This is a genomic window from Lelliottia sp. GFLA7, assembly GCF_056490165.1.
The window spans coordinates 262,464-277,975 of record NZ_JBWLAQ010000001.1 but is presented as its reverse complement, the minus strand read 5'-3'; the positions used below and the strand labels follow the sequence as shown (position 1 = coordinate 277,975).

The 15,512-nt window shown below is 51.4% G+C and carries 18 protein-coding genes; 8 read left to right on the top strand and 10 right to left on the bottom strand.

Annotation, left to right across the window (positions count from 1 at the left end; genetic code table 11):
* The first annotated feature begins 5 nt into the window (after positions 1-5).
* Entirely contained in the window at positions 6-764 is a 759-nt protein-coding gene (gene chbG, locus AC07RN_RS01385; RefSeq protein WP_478335391.1) for a chitin disaccharide deacetylase, read from the top strand.
* A 39-nt stretch (positions 765-803) separates the two neighbouring features.
* Here chbG and katE read toward each other — a convergent pair whose 3' ends face one another.
* Positions 804-3,062 (bottom strand): catalase HPII, encoded by a 2,259-nt coding sequence (gene katE / locus AC07RN_RS01380; protein ID WP_478335390.1) that lies wholly within the window; start codon positions 3,060-3,062, stop codon positions 804-806.
* A 206-nt stretch (positions 3,063-3,268) separates the two neighbouring features.
* On the opposite strand from katE, the gene cedA reads away from it, so the two are divergent.
* Positions 3,269-3,523, top strand: a complete 255-nt coding sequence (cedA, locus tag AC07RN_RS01375) for a cell division activator CedA (RefSeq protein WP_449553751.1) — start codon at positions 3,269-3,271, stop codon at positions 3,521-3,523.
* A 46-nt stretch (positions 3,524-3,569) separates the two neighbouring features.
* On the opposite strand, the gene AC07RN_RS01370 is transcribed toward cedA, so the two are convergent.
* The 4 genes from AC07RN_RS01370 to hxpB all read right to left on the bottom strand — a co-directional run bounded on the left by AC07RN_RS01370 (position 3,570) and on the right by hxpB (position 7,352).
* Positions 3,570-4,961 (bottom strand): L-cystine transporter, encoded by a 1,392-nt coding sequence (locus AC07RN_RS01370; protein WP_012017109.1) that lies wholly within the window; start codon positions 4,959-4,961, stop codon positions 3,570-3,572.
* Positions 4,962-5,088: 127 nt separating this feature from the next.
* The gene (locus tag AC07RN_RS01365) at positions 5,089-5,679 is read right to left on the bottom strand and encodes a metal-dependent hydrolase (RefSeq protein WP_012017110.1); all 591 of its coding nucleotides are present in this window, start codon (positions 5,677-5,679) and stop codon (positions 5,089-5,091) included.
* A 94-nt stretch (positions 5,680-5,773) separates the two neighbouring features.
* Positions 5,774-6,535, bottom strand: coding sequence for a 2-dehydro-3-deoxy-D-gluconate 5-dehydrogenase KduD (kduD, locus tag AC07RN_RS01360; RefSeq protein ID WP_478335389.1), 762 nt, complete (start codon positions 6,533-6,535; stop codon positions 5,774-5,776).
* Between the two features lie 145 nt (positions 6,536-6,680).
* Positions 6,681-7,352, bottom strand: a complete 672-nt coding sequence (gene hxpB / locus AC07RN_RS01355; protein WP_478335388.1) for a hexitol phosphatase HxpB — start codon at positions 7,350-7,352, stop codon at positions 6,681-6,683.
* Between the two features lie 146 nt (positions 7,353-7,498).
* Between hxpB and AC07RN_RS01350 the strand changes: the two genes are divergently transcribed.
* The gene (locus AC07RN_RS01350) at positions 7,499-8,035 is read left to right on the top strand and encodes a YniB family protein (protein WP_478335387.1); all 537 of its coding nucleotides are present in this window, start codon (positions 7,499-7,501) and stop codon (positions 8,033-8,035) included.
* A gap of 50 nt (positions 8,036-8,085) precedes the next feature.
* On the opposite strand, the gene AC07RN_RS01345 is transcribed toward AC07RN_RS01350, so the two are convergent.
* The 3 genes from AC07RN_RS01345 to pfkB all read right to left on the bottom strand — a co-directional run bounded on the left by AC07RN_RS01345 (position 8,086) and on the right by pfkB (position 10,378).
* Positions 8,086-8,946 carry a fructosamine kinase family protein gene (locus AC07RN_RS01345; RefSeq protein ID WP_478335386.1) on the bottom strand — a complete coding sequence of 287 codons (861 nt, stop codon included), beginning with the start codon at positions 8,944-8,946 and terminating at the stop codon, positions 8,086-8,088.
* 105 nt (positions 8,947-9,051) lie between these two features.
* Positions 9,052-9,342 (bottom strand): type V toxin-antitoxin system endoribonuclease antitoxin GhoS, encoded by a 291-nt coding sequence (gene ghoS, locus AC07RN_RS01340; protein ID WP_012017115.1) that lies wholly within the window; start codon positions 9,340-9,342, stop codon positions 9,052-9,054.
* A 103-nt stretch (positions 9,343-9,445) separates the two neighbouring features.
* Positions 9,446-10,378 carry a 6-phosphofructokinase II gene (pfkB, locus tag AC07RN_RS01335; protein ID WP_478335385.1) on the bottom strand — a complete coding sequence of 311 codons (933 nt, stop codon included), beginning with the start codon at positions 10,376-10,378 and terminating at the stop codon, positions 9,446-9,448.
* 294 nt (positions 10,379-10,672) lie between these two features.
* Between pfkB and AC07RN_RS01330 the strand changes: the two genes are divergently transcribed.
* Positions 10,673-11,431, top strand: coding sequence for a DUF481 domain-containing protein (locus AC07RN_RS01330; RefSeq protein WP_041689381.1), 759 nt, complete (start codon positions 10,673-10,675; stop codon positions 11,429-11,431).
* A 262-nt stretch (positions 11,432-11,693) separates the two neighbouring features.
* Entirely contained in the window at positions 11,694-11,927 is a 234-nt protein-coding gene (locus tag AC07RN_RS01325; protein WP_041689382.1) for a YdgH/BhsA/McbA family protein, read from the top strand.
* A 210-nt stretch (positions 11,928-12,137) separates the two neighbouring features.
* On the opposite strand, the gene yniD is transcribed toward AC07RN_RS01325, so the two are convergent.
* Both yniD and yncL read right to left on the bottom strand, forming a co-directional pair.
* On the bottom strand, positions 12,138-12,245 hold the full coding sequence (yniD, locus tag AC07RN_RS01320) for a small membrane protein YniD (RefSeq protein ID WP_096759519.1): 108 nt from the start codon (positions 12,243-12,245) through the stop codon (positions 12,138-12,140).
* 66 nt (positions 12,246-12,311) lie between these two features.
* The gene (gene yncL, locus AC07RN_RS01315; protein WP_071818734.1) at positions 12,312-12,404 is read right to left on the bottom strand and encodes a stress response membrane protein YncL; all 93 of its coding nucleotides are present in this window, start codon (positions 12,402-12,404) and stop codon (positions 12,312-12,314) included.
* A gap of 326 nt (positions 12,405-12,730) precedes the next feature.
* On the opposite strand from yncL, the gene thrS reads away from it, so the two are divergent.
* From thrS to rpmI, 3 genes are all read left to right on the top strand, one after another.
* The gene (gene thrS, locus AC07RN_RS01310; protein ID WP_478335384.1) at positions 12,731-14,659 is read left to right on the top strand and encodes a threonine--tRNA ligase; all 1,929 of its coding nucleotides are present in this window, start codon (positions 12,731-12,733) and stop codon (positions 14,657-14,659) included.
* 3 nt (positions 14,660-14,662) lie between these two features.
* Positions 14,663-15,205 carry a translation initiation factor IF-3 gene (infC, locus tag AC07RN_RS01305; protein ID WP_071818735.1) on the top strand — a complete coding sequence of 181 codons (543 nt, stop codon included), beginning with the start codon at positions 14,663-14,665 and terminating at the stop codon, positions 15,203-15,205.
* Positions 15,206-15,301: 96 nt separating this feature from the next.
* Complete coding sequence (gene rpmI, locus AC07RN_RS01300; protein ID WP_012017121.1) at positions 15,302-15,499, top strand: 50S ribosomal protein L35; 198 nt, start codon at positions 15,302-15,304, stop codon at positions 15,497-15,499.
* Positions 15,500-15,512 lie beyond the last annotated feature (13 nt).

Below are 15,512 nucleotides of genomic sequence, written 5' to 3'. Positions count from 1 at the left end.
CAAAAATGGACAAGCTGCTGATCGTAAACGCCGATGATTTTGGTCTGTCGAAGGGGCAAAACTACGGCATCGTTGAAGCCTGTCGCCACGGGGTGGTGACGTCCACCACCGCGATGGTCAATGGCGAAGCGGTCGAACATGCCGCCGCGCTAAGTCGTGAGTTGCCGGGCCTGGGCGTGGGGATGCATTTTGTATTAACGCTCGGGATACCGCTATCGCCGATGCCCGGACTGACGCGCACCGGGCAACTGGGGAAGTGGATTTGGCAGATGGCGGAGCAGGGGACGCTACCGCTCGATGAAATTGCGCGTGAACTGGATTGTCAGTTTAATCGTTTTGTCGATCTCTTCGGGCGCGAACCGACGCATATCGACAGCCACCATCATGTGCATATGATCCCGGCTATTTTCCCGCTGGTTGCCGAGTTTGCGGCGCGAAAGGGTGTCGCGATGCGTGTGGACCGTCAGGTGCAAGCCTCTCACGATTTGACGCTGAGTCGTGCGCCAACCACCCAGGGATACAGCAGCGATTTTTATGGCGATGAGATCAGCGAAACGCTGTTCTTGCAGGTGCTGGATGCGTCTGCTGCGCGCGGCGAACAGTCGTTTGAGATGATGGCCCATCCCGCTTTTGTCGATAATACGGTGCGTAAAAGTGCCTATTGCTGGCCGCGCCTGGCGGAACTGGACGTGCTGACGTCGCCCTCGCTGAAATACGCGATTGCAGAACGTGGGTATCGTCTGGGGTCGTTCCTGGATTTATGACCTAAAATATCGCCGGGTAGTGTGTACCCGGCGATGTGTTTACGCCGGAATACTGGCGATTTTACTGCTCCTGGACCACACACGGTGTGCGGCCATTTGGTCGAACAGCTGATCCATAAACTGACCGTCAGCACCGTCACCTTCCACAATGCCTTCCTCGCCCTGATCGGCCACTTTCAACAGCGACTTGAACTGTCGCGCCTCACCCGCCAGTGCGATCGGTTTTAGGTGTTTGTACGCCTCAAGCAGATAATAGGCGGCGTCACCGTTGCCGAGCAGGCTTTGAATATCACCGCACGGCACAATAACGGCATCAACAGTCAGCGACGGCGCACCGGCGAATGTCCCTGCAATCGGCAGAATGGAGCCGTCATCGGTCGTCACTTCGCCCATTCGGGAATAGAGCAATTTGGCGTGTACGCCCTTGGTTTTGAGCGCCTGCAGGATCGCCAGTACGTCGCTGGAGCGGGTTTTATCATTCAACAGTACCGCGACAACACGACCTTTTATCGTGCCGCCAGGCACAGCGTAAAGGCTCAGCGACGCGTCTTTTTTCAGTCCGTTAACGTCTTTTGGCGGCGCAAGATGACGCTGCTCGTCGGTGAGCGTAATGCCCAGATTATCGGCAACGCCTTGCGCCAGCTGGATGTCGATATGCGCCAGCTGATCAACGACGCGCTCGCGAATGTAGGTGCGTACCACTTTGCTTAATTCAAAGCTGAAGGCACCAATAATATGCTGCTGCTCAACCGGCGTCTGGCTTTGCCAGAACAGGCGAGGGTGGGCGTAATATTCGCCGAACGACGGGCTACGCTCGCGGATTTTTGTCCCTTCGACCCGCTCCTGATAGGACTCAAATCCCCCACGTTTAGCGGCAGGCGGCGTTTCACGCGGCCAGTTGTCGTTGATGGAGTTGGGCTCATAATTCGCCGGATTGGTGTCAATATCCTGTCTGTGCATCCCGTCGCGCTGGAAATTATGGTACGGACAGGTTGGGCGATTGATCGGGATTTCGTGGAAGTTTGGCCCGCCGAGACGGCTGATTTGCGTATCGGTATAGGAGAACAGACGCCCCTGCAGTAGCGGATCGTTGGTGAAGTCCAGCCCCGGAACAATATGACCCGGATGGAACGCCACCTGTTCGTTTTCGGCAAAAAAATTATCGGGGTTGCGGTTGAGTACCATTTTGCCAACCAGCTGTACCGGGACCAGCTCTTCAGGGATGAGCTTGGTGGGATCGAGCAGGTCAAAATCAAATTTGAACTCATCCTCCTGCGCAACCAGCTGCAACCCAAGCTCGTATTCCGGATAATCGCCCGCCTCGATCGCCTCCCATAGCTCACGACGATGGAAATCAGGGTCGCGTCCGGTCAGCTTTTGCGCTTCATCCCACACCAGCGAGGCTTTACCCGCCACCGGTTTCCAGTGGAAGCGGACGAACGTTGCTTTCCCTTGCGCATTGATCATGCGGAACGTGTGAATACCAAACCCTTCCATCGTACGGTAGCTGCGAGGAATGCCGCGATCGGACATGGCCCAGATGACGTTATGCAGCGTCTCTGGCTGGAGAGAAATATAGTCCCAGAAGGTGTCGTGTGCGCTTTGTCCCTGCGGAATTGCCCAGTGCGGCTCCGGTTTGACGGCATGGACAAAGTCAGGGAATTTATGCGCATCCTGAATAAAGAATACCGGTGTGTTATTGCCGACGAGATCAAAAATCCCTTCATCGGTGTAGAACTTGGTGGCAAAACCACGGATATCACGCACGGTGTCAGCAGAGCCTGCGCCGCCCTGAACGGTAGAAAAACGCACGAATACGGGCGTGATTTTGTCGGGGTCGGAAAGGAAGTCGGCTTTGGTAATGTCGCTGAGATTTTTATACGGCTGGAAATAACCGTGTGCGGCAGAACCGCGCGCATGAACGATCCGTTCCGGAATGCGCTCGTGGTCAAAATGGGTAATTTTTTCGCGCAGAATAAAGTCTTCAAGCAGCGTCGGGCCACGATTCCCGGCGCGAAGCGAATTCTGGTCGTCGGCGATGCGCACGCCTTGATTGGTCGTCAGCGCATAATTTTCGCCACCCTTGCGGTGAGGTTCCAGCGACTGAAGTTTATCGTTGCCGGTATCCGGTGATTTCACGCTGCCCGGTGCGGTCGGTTGCTCGCCAGGGGCTGAAGGTTCAGGCGTCGGTTTATGCGAACCGTCTTCAGGCGCCAGCGAATCCATGCCCGGTTTTGACTCTTCTGTCCCGTGGATGGGCGATGGTTGAGGTTGATGTGTCTTATCATTATTCGACATTGCACTCGTCTCCTTTTTCATTGCTGAAGTGGGTCGTTGTTGCGAAAAACCCTGTTAACTATAGAACAATGTGGTTTGTTGACGGGCAAACTGAGATTTTTCAGACTGGGCGTTTAGCGAAAGGAGGCATGCGGCGCATGCCGGGCGCGACGCACGGGGTGGGAATCGGCTATGATAGGAATTTCCTGTTTCCAGAATTTGTTTTAGTGAACCAGCTGCTTATGAAATCATTTCGTCAACAAAACCGTCCTGTCATTAGCTACGTGCCTCGCGTCGAACCCGCGCCGCCCGCTCACGCCCTGAAGGTGGATGGCTTTCGCGATGTCTGGCAGTTACGGGGAAAATATGTGGCGTTTGTCCTGATGAGTGAACATTTCCGCCGTTCTCCCGCTTTTAGTGAGCCGGAAGCAGCCCAGCGTTGGGCGATGCAAATCCGTCAGGATGAAGATATTCAGGACTAACAGACATAAAAAAACCGCCCGAGGGCGGTTTTTTGTTTTGGCAGGATTAACGGTGCGCCAGTTCGGCGTTTTCTTCGCTATCCAGTATTTCTTTGTCGGTCTGCTTCAGCCACTGGCTGGTCAGCGTCCCGGCGGTCATGGAACCGCTGACGTTCAGCGCGGTACGACCCATGTCGATCAGCGGCTCAACGGAAATCAGCAGTGCAACCAGCGTTACCGGAAGACCCATCGCAGGCAGTACGATCAGCGCTGCAAACGTCGCACCGCCACCCACACCTGCAACACCGGCGGAGCTGACGGTCACGATGCCGACCAGCGTCGCGATCCATACTGGATCAAGCGGGTTGATGCCGACGGTTGGCGCAACCATAACCGCCAACATGGCCGGATACAGACCCGCACAGCCGTTCTGACCGATGGTTGCACCGAAAGAGGCTGAGAAGCTGGCGATGGATTCCGGCACACCCAGACGACGGGTTTGCGCTTCAACGTTCAAAGGAATAGACGCCGCGCTGGAGCGGCTGGTGAACGCGAACGTCAGCACCGGCCAGACCTTACGGAAGTATTTCAGCGGGCTGACGCCGTTCACACCCAGCAGGATGCCGTGAACAACAAACATGATGCCCAGACCGAGGTAAGAGGCAATCACGAAGCTGCCCAGCTTGATGATGTCCTGCAGGTTAGAACCCGCGACGACCTTGGTCATCAGTGCCAGAACGCCGTATGGCGTCAATTGCATGACCAGACGAACCAGTTTCATCACCCAGCTTTGCAACGTGTCGATGGCTGTCAGAACGCGCTGGCCTTTCGGCGCATCGTCTTTCAGCAGTTTCAGAGCCGCGACACCCAGGAAGGCCGCAAAAATTACCACGCTAATAATAGACGTTGGGTTTGCGCCAGTCAGATCGGCAAACGGATTTTTCGGCACGAATGAGAGCAGCAACTGTGGGACGCTCAGGTCCGCCACTTTGCCTGCATAGTTGGTTTCGATCGCGGTCAGACGCGCGGTTTCCGCGGTGCCCTGGACCAGACCTTCAGCGGTCAGGCCAAACACATTGGTCACCAGCACACCGACCAGCGCCGAGATCAGCGTGGTGAAAAGCAGAGTGCCAATGGTCAGGAAGCTGATTTTACCGAGCTGTGAAGCGTTATGCAGACGGGCCACGGCGCTCAGAATAGAGGCGAAGACCAGCGGCATGACGATCATTTGCAGCAGTTGGACGTAGCCGTTACCGACAACGTTAAACCACTGAATGGAATCTTTCAGAACTGGGTTATCGGAGCCGTAAATCGCCTGCAATGCCAGACCAAATACCACACCCATGACCAGACCTACGAGTACCTTTTTCGCCAGGCTCCACTGCTTGTGACGCGTCTGCGCCAGCAGCAATAGCAAGACAACGAACACCACGATGTTCGCGATTAGTGGAAAATTCATCCCCGTTCTCCTGATTTATAATCCGATCGGTATATTCCGATCATGTTGGCGCAAGATTATCAGAAGTGTGATGTGGCGCTTATATCCAAATGGAATGGGTTATGACAAATGTGATTATTTTGTTGGTTTAATGTTCAATCTGATGGTTAATAAAACGATTGAATTGAAATTGCAGCGTATTGATCATTTGCGACGACCAGCGTACTGCACCATTTTCGGGCAGGGTCTGTGGCATCCAGACGGCGTAAGCGAACAGCGCCATGCACAACACGCGTTCCAACTGGTTGCCTTTTTGCGGGGCCAGAATAGGAAAGCGGAAACGCCAGCGACACGGCCAGAGCAGCGGGACACCGGCGGGCGTGAGCATATCAGCAAGGATATGGCTTAAATAGCCGAGCACCATTCCCTGAATAGCATCTGCAGGGACAATCCAGGTTTCGGGAATTTTAAGGTAAAAGCAGGTCAGCAGAATAAATACCGCCAGCAGGCTGTGCGTGAATCCGCGATGACCAAAGGCACGGGCGATAGGCTTGGCTATCCATTTTAACCGTTGCCCCAAAAATGACTTCGGATGATCAATATCCGGTAGCAAGCAGGTGAGAACCGCAGACGGAACGATATGCCACCAGTCGCCCTGCGCCAGTACAGGGGTCAGCTCAGCGTTTTTGGCAAACACTGCGCAGGCAATTGAAAAAAGGAGGTGGCCTTCCGCCGTCATGATAAAACCCACTAAACTGTCAATTCATACAGTATAGGGTTTTTGTACAGTAGGCGGAAGAGGTTACGGTGTAACTCTTTGTCACAAAACGACGCTATCGCGCCAGCCAACCCCCATCAACGGCAAGGGTATAGCCGCTGATATAATCCGACGCGGCTGAAGCGAGGAACACGACTGGGCCTTGCAGATCGTCAGGCGTACCCCAACGTGCGGCCGGGATGCGGTCCAGAATCTCTTTACTGCGCTGCTCGTCATCGCGCAACTGCTGGGTGTTGTTAGTCGCCATATAACCGGGCGCAATGGCGTTGACGTTAATCTTGTGCGTTGCCCACTCGTTCGCCAGCAGGCGCGTGATACCTAATACACCGCTTTTGGACGCCGTATAGGAGGGCACGCGAATCCCGCCCTGGAAGGAGAGCATTGAGGCGATATTAATGATTTTGCCGCCTTCGCCTTGCGCAATGAACTGGCGCGCCACGGCCTGGGACAGGAAGAAAACTGATTTGAGATTCAGGTTCATCACGTCATCCCAGTTTTTTTCACTGAAGGTCAGCGCGTCTTCCCGGCGAATAGTACCTGCGTTATTCACCAGAATATCGACACGACCCATCTCAGCGACGGTTTTGCGCACGATGTCATCAATAGCGTCTTGCTTGCTGAGATCTGCCTGTATCGCCATAAAACGTCGGCCTAAGGCGATGACTTTGGCTGCCGTCTCTTCGGGGATTTTGCGGTTTACACCCACAATATCGCATCCCGCTTGCGCGAGCCCAAGCGTCATTCCCTGGCCTAAGCCTGTGTCGCATCCCGTCACGATGGCGACTTTTCCCGAAAGATTAAAGGCATCCAGTATCATATGTACCTCAGAGTGTAGGGTTATTGTCGTTCTGGAGGTAAGAATAGAAGCCGTTGAGGGGAAATACAAATTAAAATGAAATGATGTTTTAAAAATATTATGGCGGTCATGTTTTCGGGCAACCGCACGTTGCCCGAAAAGCGATTTACTGGCCGAAAAGATGAGCGGATGTTAAATCGACGAGTGACGTCAGTTTGGCATTTGCCAGCGCAAAGCGAGGATCGTGCTGGCCTTCTTCGGCGGGAACGACAATCGAACGCATGCGTGCCGCTTTAGATGCGACCATGCCGTTCACGGAATCTTCCAGCGCCACACAGGCGAGTGGATCAACACCCAGTTTCGCGGCACAGTCCATATACACCTGTGGATGCGGCTTGCTGTACGGCAGCTTTTCTGCCGAGGCCAAACCGTCAAAGCTGTCGCGCAGACCAAACATCTCCAGCACTTTTTCCAGCATATGCAGCGGCGAGGCGGAGGCCAGACCGACTTTTAACCCCTGAGCTTTGCACAGCGCAATGGCTTCGCGGGCGCCAGGCAATAGCGGACGTTTTTCTTCGACGAGGGCGATGGCTCGGCTAATCACGCGGGCGGTGACCTCCTCACGGCTCGGACCGCTCCACGGTTGATGCGCAAACCAAAGCTCGACGACCATATCAATGCGCAGGCCTAGCGTATCGGGAAGCTCTCCGCGGCGGCTGATGTCCACCCCGAGGCTTGCCATCACATCCAGTTCAGCCCGATCCCACAGAGGTTCAGAATCGATCAGTAATCCATCCATATCGAAAATGGCAGCAACAATTTGGTGCGGGGTCGACATGACAACATCTCCTTTCGTAGGGATACAGCGGAAGGTTTAATCAGGTACTCAGAGCAATTTACCATATCGCTTTTAAAGATCAGGCGAAATTCGCCACCTGAGGGTAAACTTAGGCTCAAACAGAGCGTCTTTATCAAGGGGAACTGATGACGTATCAACAAGCTGGACGCATAGCAGTGTTAAAACGCGTGGCCGGATGGGTAATTTTCATCCCAGCGGTGATTTCTACGCTGATTTCCGTGCTGAAATTCATGTATGACCACAGCGAAAAACAGGCGGGTATTAATGCGGTTATGCTTGATTTTGCACATGTTATGATTGAGATGATGCGCTTTAATACGCCTTTTTTGAATTTCTTCTGGTACAACTCTCCCACGCCTGATTTTCAGCACCAACTGAACATTGTGTTCTGGATAATCTTTGCGCTGATCTTTATCGCGCTAGCGCTGCAAGCGTCGGGCGCACGCATGAGTCGCCAGACCCGTTTTCTGCGCGAAGGCGTTGAAGATCAACTGATTCTCGAACAAGCGAAGGGTGTGGATGGCTTAACGCGCGAGCAGATTGAATCACGCATTGTGGTGCCGCATCACACCATTTTCCTGCAGATATTCCCGCTGTACGTTTTGCCGGTGATTATTATCGTCGGTGGATATTTCTTCTTTTCATTGCTGGGTTTTCTGTAAAGCAAAACGGGTGGTTTTGACCACCCGTTTTCATATCTATTTTCCCACGCCTATGCCGCTAAAACCCTGTCCAACGCGCGTTGGGCATTCACCAAATGCTCCCCTCCAAACAAAATCGCCCGGTTAAACAGCGTGTAGAGCTGATAGATCGGTTGTCGGTCAAGAAAATCGGGGGACAGTGGTGAAACGGCCTGATAGCCGTCATAGATTTGCGGCGGCTGTTCAGGATGCAGTGGTAGCATCGCCAGGTCGCATTCCCGGTCGCCCCAATAGCAGGCAGGGTCAAAAATATACGGTCCGTTTGGACCTAACGCACAGTTTTCAGACCACAAATCACCGTGAAGTAACGACGGTTGCGGCTGGTGCGATGCGAGTCGCTGATGAACGTGGTCTACGATCGCATCGATGTTGCCAAACGCGAGACCTTTTTCCGCAGCGAGCTCTAACTGCCAGCCGATGCGTTGTTCCGCAAAGAAGGTGGACCAGCGGCGCTGCCAGGCGTTGGGCTGCGGTGTGGTCGAAAGATCGTTATCAAAATCCAAACCAAACTGCGGTTGATCGCTCCACTGATGCAGGCGAGCGATCTGCTGGCCCAACAAAAAGGCGTTGTGTGCGTCCAGTGGACGGGCAGGGAGATAATCCATCACCAGGAAACTGTAGTCACGATCGCTACCCAGCGCCCAGACTTTTGGCACTGAGACGGTTTGGCTACGCGACAATAACTCAAGCTGATCGGCTTCGGCGGTGAAGATAGGGAGAAGCTCCCGCTCATCACATTTCACGAAGAGATCGCGTCCCGCAAACCGCAGGTGCCATGCGGCGTGGATCTCTCCGCCCGGCAACTCGTTACGCAGTTCAATGTCCCCTTCGCCCAGCTGTTCATTTAACAGATGACTGATAGCCTGCCACATGATGATTCTCCCATGTTGTCCGCCAGATCATAAAGTTAGCGCAGAACCGCCGTTAAATAATACGAGCTAACGCACACCTGAGCCGTTTGGATGTATACAGGGCACTTATTGTTCGCTTTTTTGCCACTCTTCCCAGGTATTTACCTGAATGGCGGCTTCTTTGCCTGTCGCGCTTTGGACCAAGCCACTGGCCAGCGTTTTCACTTCATCGGCGCTGAGGGCGCTGATCAGGCCAAAGGTATTGATGCCCAGGTCGTGAATGTTTCCTTCCTCATCCGTCATCGTGAGCAAAAAACCGCTTCGCGAAAGATGATTAGTGATTTCGTTGAGCTCGGTCAGCGAATCTTCATGAATTTTTACGATTACCACGTAGCGGGTGATATCACCACTGCTCATATTTCACCTCGTTGTTATCATGAAAGTTTTTTTAGCATAGTCGATTGCGCCATTTTGGCGACTTTATGCACACTTCCCCCTGGGATAAGGGGGGAAGCTGGGGTTACTGTTGAGTGAGATAGTTGACGATTTTCTGCGTATCAGCGAGGGAACAGAGCCGTGTCCCTTTATTGATAGTGGCGGCGCTACCAGCCGCGACGCCATGACGCGTCATCTCCAGCAAGGATGCACCTTGTGCAAGTTTTAGCGTCATCGCGCCGACCATGCTGTCGCCCGCACCCACGGTGCTCTGGCTTTTCATCGGTGGGGGAACGACCTGAACGTATCCTGACTCGTCAACGGCGAGCGCCCCCTGCGGCCCAAGTGAAACCACCACGCGGCGTGATTTCCCGCTGCGTACCAGTTCCTGAGCTGCGTCACGCACATCGTCTGGCTGCGTTAATGCGCGATTCACCAGCGCACTCAACTCTTTTTGGTTTGGCTTAATGAGCTCCAGATTGCCGGATTCCAGCGCTGCCGTCAGTGCATCCCCGGAGCTATCCACGACGCAGCGCAGGCCCTGTTTTTGAGCCGCGTGGATCAATTGCGTGAGTTTTTCGGTTTTGACGCCTGGCGGCAGACTACCGCTGATCACCAGTAGGGACCCGCTTTCAATCGCCATAACCTTTTCTTCCAGCTGACGAAATTCATCGTCCGTCAGCATGGCGCCGGGCATCACGAAACGATACTGCTCACCGCTGGATTCGACGTGAACGTGCAAATTCTGCCGCGTCCAGTCTTTGGCCTGAACGGTGTCTACGGCCACTCGTTCGTCTGCCAGCAACGCGACCAGATGCTCACCGGTTGCGCCTCCGGCTGGAAATATGGCAGTGGCTTGACCGCCAAGCTGAGTAATCGCGCGTGCGACGTTGATGCCTCCGCCGCCGGGTTCAAAGACGGGAGCGCTGCAGCGGAGTTTGCCCTCAGGGTAGATCTGAGGTGTTAGGGTGGCACTGTCGAGAGAAGGGGAGAGCGTCAAAGTGTAAATATGTACCATTGTGACCTCCTTTTAGCATGGGCTTCGTTAAGCCTGGCACCCATTGGGCAGAAAAGAAAGTAAATAACAGTATGATTTTTAATATAAATGTCTAAGGCAATAGCGGCTTTTTATTATGAAATAAAAGTCGGTTTAAGATCGCTCTTATTCAAAAAATGAAATAAGAAATCATTGCTATGTTATATGAGCCTTTTTATAATTTGTTACCTTTCTACGGATGCCTTCTCATTGATCCTCAAGAAAGTTTCCGAGACCGTGATGGTCTCTTTTTTTGTTGTACGGACTCCCTTAAAAATGAAGCTTTTGAAGACAGTACCCGCTGCAATGATGCTGGCGGGAGGCGTGTTTGCCTCGATGTATGCAGCCGCTGATGACACCGTTTTTACTGTCATGGATGACCCTTCCACTGCGCAGAAACCGTTTGAAGGCAACCTTAACGCTGGTTATCTGGCGCAATCGGGTAACACTAAAAGCTCTTCCCTGACGGCTGATACCACCATGACCTGGTATGGCGAAAGTACAGCCTGGTCACTGTGGGGTAATGCGAGTAATACTTCCTCTAACGACGAGCGTTCTTCTGAGAAGTATGCGGTAGGTGGTCGTAGCCGTTATAACATGACCGACACGGATTATCTCTTCGGACAGGCAAGCTGGTTAACAGACCGCTATAACGGCTACCGTCAGCGTGATGTGTTCACTGCGGGTTATGGTCGTCAGTTCCTGAACGGACCGGTACACAGTTTCCGTTTCGAATTCGGTCCTGGTGTACGTTATGACGAATACACAGATGGCGAAACCAAAACACAGCCGCTGGGTTATGCGTCTGGCACCTATGCGTGGCAGTTCACTGATAACGCCAAATTCACGCAGGGTGTCTCCGTATTTGGTGCGGATGATACGACACTGAACTCAGAGACTGCGCTGAATGTGGCGATTAACGCACACTTTGGTTTGAAGGTTGCTTACAACGTTACCTGGAACTCTGAACCACCGGCTTCTGCTCCGGAACACACAGACCGCAGAACCACGATTTCCTTAGGTTACAAAATGTAATTCTCTCGGGCCGAAATATTATCGGCCCATTTTTATTTTAACAAAGCGTGCTATTAAAACGTAAACAGCGTTTTAAATAATGTATTAATTCTCTATCTCCATAATTTCTTCATAATTGTCTCTCTTGATAAAACTTCAGATTATTTGACACCTTTTGATAAATAAATTGACTATGCAAAAGTGTGATCCAGATCTACACTATCAACACAGGCATTTATTAGCCTCAAATTGTTCTGCATTAATTGAGAAAGAGAAAAACATTATGAATAAATTCAAAACCGCTGCAGCAGCAATGGTGCTTTCAGCACTTTCATTTGGCGTATTTGCTGCTGATTCTGCTACACAGTCTGCCAGTGACGCCTCAACCCAAATCGGTATTACTCGCGCTTCTGATGTTGAAGCGGGTTCAAACATCGCACCGGGCTCACAGTCCACAGGGCAGTCAATGAATGATGCATTTGATGTGCACAAACTTGTGGCGGGTGAATGGTCTTAACCTTAATGGGTGATTCTATTGCGTAATATTATTGGAATCATTTACCCCTGTAAAAACCGGATTCTGACGTACCGGTTTTTAACATGGGATTAGATGTAAATTTATTCAAAGATTTACGAGTCAGTGTATTAGCTGTGTAAGAGTTAAATCACCTGTTTGTATTATACCTAATACATTTTGTATTAAAGCACGTAATGTTAAAGTGTTTCTCTAGCCCCATAACATTGCCGCCCAGCGTAATAATAACATCGCTGCGCAGATAGCGATTAATACCACCACCATTTTCCAGTGTTTTTTCGCAAAGCGTTTTGATGGCATAGTTCTTCCTTGTGATTTGCTTACATCTCTTTATGAATATACAGGATGTATAGCCTACCCGCAGAGTCAAAACCAGTTAAACTTGCTCGCGAGTAGCATGACTAGTCCCGCGGCAGAGAGAATATTCAGTACAACAACCGTTCTGCTGGAAACATTCATAGTATGCCCTGCCTTTGTTTTAAGACCTTGTAACAGCGTAGCCCAGCAAAAGAAGATCGCGAGCGCCGCAATGCAAAACTTACTCAACTCATACGTAAGTTGTAGATGCAGTAATCTCAGTGCAGGGAGTGCATTCCCCCTTTTGTTAGTGTTACCATCTGAGGACTGATCGTAAATCAGGGTTTGTCTGATTACGGTTATGTGTCGGATGGCGAGCCAATTTGACGATTGTTGGTCAGATGGTGTCGTAATCCATTGTCAAAACACGATTATTTTCTTTGTATATGCTCTTATGTGTGGGGCATCACTGCAAATAAGGATATAAAATGCCTGTAATTACTCTTCCTGATGGCAGTCAACGCCAGTTTGACCGTGCCGTAAGCCCGATGGACGTAGCCCTGGACATTGGTCCTGGCCTGGCAAAAGCCACCATCGCTGGGCGTGTAAACGGTGAGTTGGTTGATGCTTCCGATCTGATTGAAAACGACGCACAGCTTTCCATCATTACCGCCAAGGATGCCGAAGGTCTTGAGATCATTCGTCACTCCTGCGCGCACCTGTTGGGCCATGCTATTAAGCAGCTGTGGCCGAATACCAAAATGGCGATTGGCCCGGTTATTGATAACGGCTTCTACTATGACGTTGATCTTGACCATACGCTGACTCAGGAAGACATCGACGCGCTCGAAAAACGTATGCACGAGCTCGCCGAAACGAACTACGATGTCATCAAGAAGAATGTCAGCTGGCATGAAGCGCGTGAAACCTTTGTGAAGCGTGGCGAAAACTATAAAGTTTCTATTCTTGACGAGAACATCTCGCATGATGACAAGCCTGGCTTGTATCATCACGAAGAATATGTCGACATGTGTCGTGGACCGCACGTACCGAACATGCGTTTCTGTCATCACTTCAAATTGATGAAAATTGCTGGTGCGTACTGGCGTGGCGACAGCAACAATAAGATGTTGCAGCGTATTTATGGTACCGCTTGGGCAGATAAAAAAGCCCTGACTGCTTATCTGGTTCGTCTGGAAGAAGCGGCAAAGCGTGACCACCGTAAAATCGGTAAACAACTCGACCTGTATCATATGCAGGAAGAAGCGCCGGGTATGGTCTTCTGGCATAACGACGGCTGGACTATCTTCCGCGAACTGGAAACTTTCGTACGCTCTAAGCTGAAAGAATATCAGTATCAGGAAGTGAAAGGCCCGTTCATGATGGACCGTGTGCTGTGGGAAAAAACCGGCCACTGGGACAACTATAAAGATGCAATGTTTACGACGTCTTCAGAGAACCGTGAATACTGCATCAAGCCGATGAACTGTCCTGGCCACGTTCAGATCTTCAACCAGGGTCTGAAATCTTACCGTGACCTGCCGCTGCGTATGGCGGAGTTCGGTAGCTGTCATCGTAATGAACCATCAGGTGCGTTGCATGGTCTGATGCGTGTACGCGGCTTTACTCAGGATGACGCGCATATCTTCTGTACTGAAGGGCAGGTGCGTGATGAAGTTAACGCCTGTATTCGTATGGTCTACGATATGTATAGCACTTTTGGCTTCGAGAAAATCGTGGTCAAACTCTCAACTCGTCCGGAAAAACGTATCGGCAGTGACGAGACCTGGGATCGTGCTGAGGCGGATCTGGCAGTTGCGCTTGAAGAAAACAACATTCCGTTTGAATATCAACTGGGTGAAGGCGCATTCTACGGTCCGAAAATTGAATTTACACTGTATGACTGTCTCGACCGCGCCTGGCAGTGCGGTACGGTTCAGCTGGACTTCTCTCTGCCGCAGCGTTTAAGCGCCTCTTATGTAGGTGAAGACAACGAGCGTCAGATTCCGGTTATGATTCACCGTGCGATTCTGGGTTCTATTGAACGCTTTATCGGTATTCTTACCGAAGAATTCGCGGGCTTCTTCCCAACCTGGCTTGCGCCAGTGCAGGTTGTAGTGATGAACATTACCGATTCTCAGGCTGATTACGTTAAAGAATTGACGCAAAAACTACAAAATGCGGGCATTCGCGTAAAAGCGGACTTGAGAAATGAGAAGATTGGCTTTAAAATCCGTGAGCACACATTACGTCGTGTCCCATACATGTTGGTCTGCGGTGATAAAGAGGTGGAATCAGGCAAAGTTGCCGTTCGCACCCGCCGTGGTAAAGACTTGGGCAGCTTGGACGTAAATGAAGTGATTGAGAAGCTGCGACTAGAGATTCGCAGCCGCAGTCTTCAACAACTGGAGGTATAAGGTATTAAAGGCGGAAAACGAGTTCAAACGGCGCGCCCGAATCGTATTAATAGCGAAATTCGCGCGCAAGAAGTTCGCTTAACAGGTCTGGAAGGCGAGCAGCTTGGTATTGTGAGTCTGAGAGAAGCTCTGGAAAAAGCAGAAGAGTCCGGAGTAGACTTAGTCGAAATCAGCCCTAACGCCGAGCCGCCAGTTTGTCGTATCATGGATTACGGCAAGTTCCTCTATGAAAAGAGCAAGTCTTCTAAGGAACAGAAGAAAAAGCAAAAAGTTATTCAGGTTAAGGAAATCAAATTCCGACCTGGCACCGACGATGGCGATTACCAGGTAAAACTCCGCAGCCTGGTACGCTTTCTGGAAGAGGGTGATAAAGCTAAGATCACACTGCGTTTCCGCGGTCGTGAGATGGCTCACCAGCAGATCGGTATGGAAGTGCTTAATCGCGTCCGTGACGATCTGAGTGAACTGGCAGTGGTCGAATCCTTCCCATCGAAGATCGAAGGCCGCCAGATGATCATGGTGCTCGCTCCTAAGAAGAAACAGTAAGGCCTTCAAGTAGCAAGATCTGTGGAGCCTACGGGCTTCACAGGCTTTGTTCGCCTATGTTTCGTTTATTAACAATGCGAAGTGGAAGTTATTAAAATGCCAAAAATTAAGACCGTACGCGGTGCTGCTAAGCGTTTTAAAAAAACCGGTAAAGGTGGATTTAAACACAAGCGTGCTAACCTGCGTCACATTCTGACTAAAAAAGCTACCAAGCGTAAACGTCACCTGCGTCCAAAAGCCATGGTTTCTAAAGGCGATTTGGGTCTGGTTATCGCGTGCCTGCCGTACGCATAAGTCGTTAACGTTT